Below are 3,619 nucleotides of genomic sequence, written 5' to 3'. Positions count from 1 at the left end.
TCCAATTGTAAAATCGTCCTACCAGGTAACCATATGAAAAACCAAGGGGAAAGTATGCCATTTTTTAAGGTTTTCCAGTATTCCTAACTGTCATTTAGAGCCAAAATCAATCATCATTCATTAAAATACTGTCTTTGAAGGACAATTTATCAAGAGTAAGCCAATCAGATTTAGGATTGGCTTCATAAAAACAACCAATTTCACGGATTCAGGTTATACCTAACTTCTCGATAAACTGGAATTTACTTAACAATATGTGCTGTTATAATTGTATAACTATATGAATTGATAGTAATTTTGATATTTTCAACTTCGCAATACCAATTTTTACCCTGTTTGTATATATTACAATTTTTATCCAACACCTTATTTTTGCAATACTCAACAACATCTACTGTATCTATTTTTAGGTTTCTTCTAATTCTATCAACTCCCATTTCAGTTGTATGAATTTTGTCAATATTATCAAGTAATATCTTTTTATCTTCCATTCTTTCTTTTCCTCAAATTCCGATTGAACAAAATCGCTGCGCAATGGCCTGCCAGGGCTGTGGCGCAGTTTTTACGTCCCTCTAAATAAAAGCAGTGGAAAAATCTTCCGCAATACGGTATTGTTAAGTTACCACACAAAACAATCAAATACGGAGACCTCCACTGCCTATGAATACAATAACATTTTTTGGTGTCTTCCGCAACCGGAATTATGATGCCAATGCACCTCCCCGGTAAGTAGACATCACTTTAAACACTTAATACTACTTATCATGGAGGTTTTTATGTACGAAGATATTTTTGAATCCATCCGCCAAGCTGCGGAAAAACGCAACCTTAGGGAACGGACAATTCAACTGTATTGCAGTAATGTCAGCTATTTCCTGCGCTGCACCAATAAGCCTGTTACTGACCTCACGCTTGAGGATGCAGATGCCTTTCTTACCATGAAACGTCTGGCGGGCAGGTCCCCTGAAACTCATAACCACTATCGTTCCTCTATCAAGTTTCTCTACAGAAGAGTCCTGAAGATTACCTGGGATGACGAGGAAGTCCCTGCCATGAAGCGTGAGCGGAATCTTCCGACTGTGCTTACGCCACAGGAGATCAATGCCGTCATTGAAGCGACTGATAACCTCAAGCATAAGGCGATCATCGCTACCATGTATTCTTCCGGGCTGCGTGTATCTGAGGCTGTCCATTTGCACTATGATGATATTTCCCGTACTAACATGACCATCCATGTCCGGGAAACAAAAGGCCGCATCGACAGATATACGATTCTTTCCCAGAGGAATCTCGACCTGCTTACCGAATACTGGTTTCAGTGCGGCAGACCAAAGGGCATTCTCTTCCCGAGTTCATGGACTGGGGATTACCTCGATATTTCAAGCGTTAACCAGTTTTTCAAAGCAAGCGCTAAAAAGGCCGGCATAATACGCCGCGTGTCTTCCCACGCCTGCCGTCACAGTTTTGCCAGCCACTTATTCGAAAACGGGGTGGATATCAAATATATCCAGTCACTTCTTGGCCATGTCGATCCCCGCTCTACAGATGTATATCTGCATGTAAGCAACAAAACGCTGCTTGGAATCCGCAGCCCTTTTGATGTTTCGGAAGGCGGTGGGTCATGAACGAAAACTGCACGGTACAGGATGTGTTTAACCGCTTTTATCCTGATTATGAAAAAAAACATGGGCAATGGAAGGAACTCACACTTTCCGGTGAGGAATTCATCAGGAGATTTCTGATGCATGTTCCTCCCAGGCGTTTTGTGCGGATCCGGCATTACGGCCTGCTTTCTTCCCGGAATAAAAACAGGAAGATTACACTATGCCGCAACCTGCTTGGCTGTAAGAAATACATTTCCAGGCTTAAGGATCTTGATACGCCCGCTATGATCAAGCTGCTCTATAACAAGGATGTCTGCAAATGCTCATCCTGCGGAGGGAACATCATCCCTCTGCCATCTGGCAGGTATTACATAAGACCTGAGCCGCACTTATTATGTTGAATACCAGCAGCTGAATATTTTTAAAAATGCTTCCTATGGAGGCTTATTCGTGGTGCGCTGGAAATGATTTTAAAAAACTCTCTCTCCATATGCACAGGTATCCAATATACTGTTTTGCAAAGAGCGTCAAAATTGAAAGCCCATATACAGCGGCTACCCGGATGCGCCTTTGTTCAACCAGGAAAAATCGAAACTGATGCAAACGAAAGGGCAGTTGCAAAAAAGCCAAGACTGCTTTTTCCAGCCTCGTTTCCTGATCTGTCAAGTCTGTCGCAATCCCACCGAATCACTTACCTCCCTTTTTCAGATCCCGGAAACAGGAAACAACCGGCGCGATCACACCAATGCAGGCCAGCCCCATAAGCAGCAGCCAGAACAGGAAGTCTGACCGGTCCCCGGTCTTCGGGGTGTCCGGGATCTCCGGCTTCCTTTCATCCTTCATGGTCACCTTCTGAATCTCCCCGGTGTTCCGGACTTCAAACCGGATGTCCTCCGCTAACAGATACCCCTCCGGCGCACTCTCTTCATGGAGCGTATACTCCCCGGTCGGCAGCATTTCCATATAGTGGGGCTTGTCTTCAGAAACCCAGCTCTCCACCGCCTTCCCGTCCTTGTCATAGACCGTCAGCTTCGCTCCCGGCAGTTCCTTCCCGGCAATGTCTGTCTTTGAGATCTCTACCCTGGTCACGTCATCCTTCATCTCCACCTTCTGGACTTCGTTCGTATTTTCTACGGTAAATTCGATGGGGCTGGCGGTCACATACCCTTCCGCAGGCAGGGTCTCTGTCATCCGGTAGGTCTTTCCCACCTCCAGTTCCCGGATGATATGGGGTTCCTTCCCGGAAATCCATTCGTCCACCACAGTTCCGTCGGGATCTGTCACCTGCAGCTTCGCGCCTTCTACTTCGCTTCCGTCCGTCAGGGATACTTTGGAAAACTCCACTACGGTTGTCTCATTTTCAAAGCAGAGCACAGACGGTACGGCTGTCCTTCCCATATTTTCGGACGGGATGTCAAACTCCTGCATTTCCCCCATGGTGGTGAACCCGGGAGCCGCAGCGGTCTCCTTCACGTAATAAGAAAAGCCCACCGGCAGGTCTGCCGTAAATGTCAGTTTCCCTTCGGCATCCGCAGCCTTTTCCTCGATGACGGTATCCGCCTCCAGGAGCACGTCTCCCCCGGCATTGGTGATGTCCTCCCCTGCGCACAGGGAAAATACCGTCCCCGGCACCGCACGGTCGGAATCCTTTTCTGTTTTCAACACCTGGATCTCCACCTTCTGGCGCTGGTTCTGCCAGTCCGTGGAAAATGTCACCACCGGGGTATCCTGGTCCCGGTAGGTCAAGTCCACTTCCCGGATTTCCCCATCTAAGAGATAACCCTGGGCGGTTTCTAAGACAGCTTTCCCATCCTCTCCTGTGGCTGCTTCCCCCAGCAGGGTATCTGCCTTTACGATGGTTTCTCCACTTCTTATAATGTCAGCTTTTGTATACAGGCCAAATACAGCTCCTTGGATCACGCCTCCGCTGCGGGCATCTTTCTTTACAACGGAGATCTCCGCTTTCTGCAGCTCATTTTCAAACTCTGCGGTCTGCTCCACCACCGGCGTATCCT

The 3,619-nt window shown here is 47.1% G+C and carries 3 protein-coding genes and 1 pseudogene; 2 read left to right on the top strand and 2 right to left on the bottom strand.

Annotation, left to right across the window (positions count from 1 at the left end; genetic code table 11):
• Positions 1–242: 242 nt before the first annotated feature.
• Positions 243–491, bottom strand: a complete 249-nt coding sequence (locus ACTOY7_RS21460; protein ID WP_160284102.1) for a DUF3781 domain-containing protein — start codon at positions 489–491, stop codon at positions 243–245.
• A 285-nt stretch (positions 492–776) separates the two neighbouring features.
• Here ACTOY7_RS21460 and ACTOY7_RS21455 point away from each other — a divergent pair, with 285 nt between their 5' ends.
• Positions 777–1,625, top strand: coding sequence for a tyrosine-type recombinase/integrase (locus ACTOY7_RS21455; RefSeq protein ID WP_482672306.1), 849 nt, complete (start codon positions 777–779; stop codon positions 1,623–1,625).
• 44 nt (positions 1,626–1,669) lie between these two features.
• A pseudogene (locus ACTOY7_RS21450) lies at positions 1,670–2,005 on the top strand (transposase); the annotation flags it as partial.
• Positions 2,006–2,291: 286 nt separating this feature from the next.
• Here the strand turns inward: ACTOY7_RS21450 and ACTOY7_RS21445 are convergent.
• On the bottom strand, positions 2,292–3,619 hold a 1,328-nt coding region (locus ACTOY7_RS21445), incomplete at its 5' end, for an MSCRAMM family protein (protein ID WP_482672802.1).

The sequence above is a fragment of the Schaedlerella sp. genome (genome assembly GCF_056796775.1).
The sequence above is the reverse complement of the archived record's forward strand: the minus strand, read 5'-3'. Positions and strand labels throughout refer to the sequence as shown.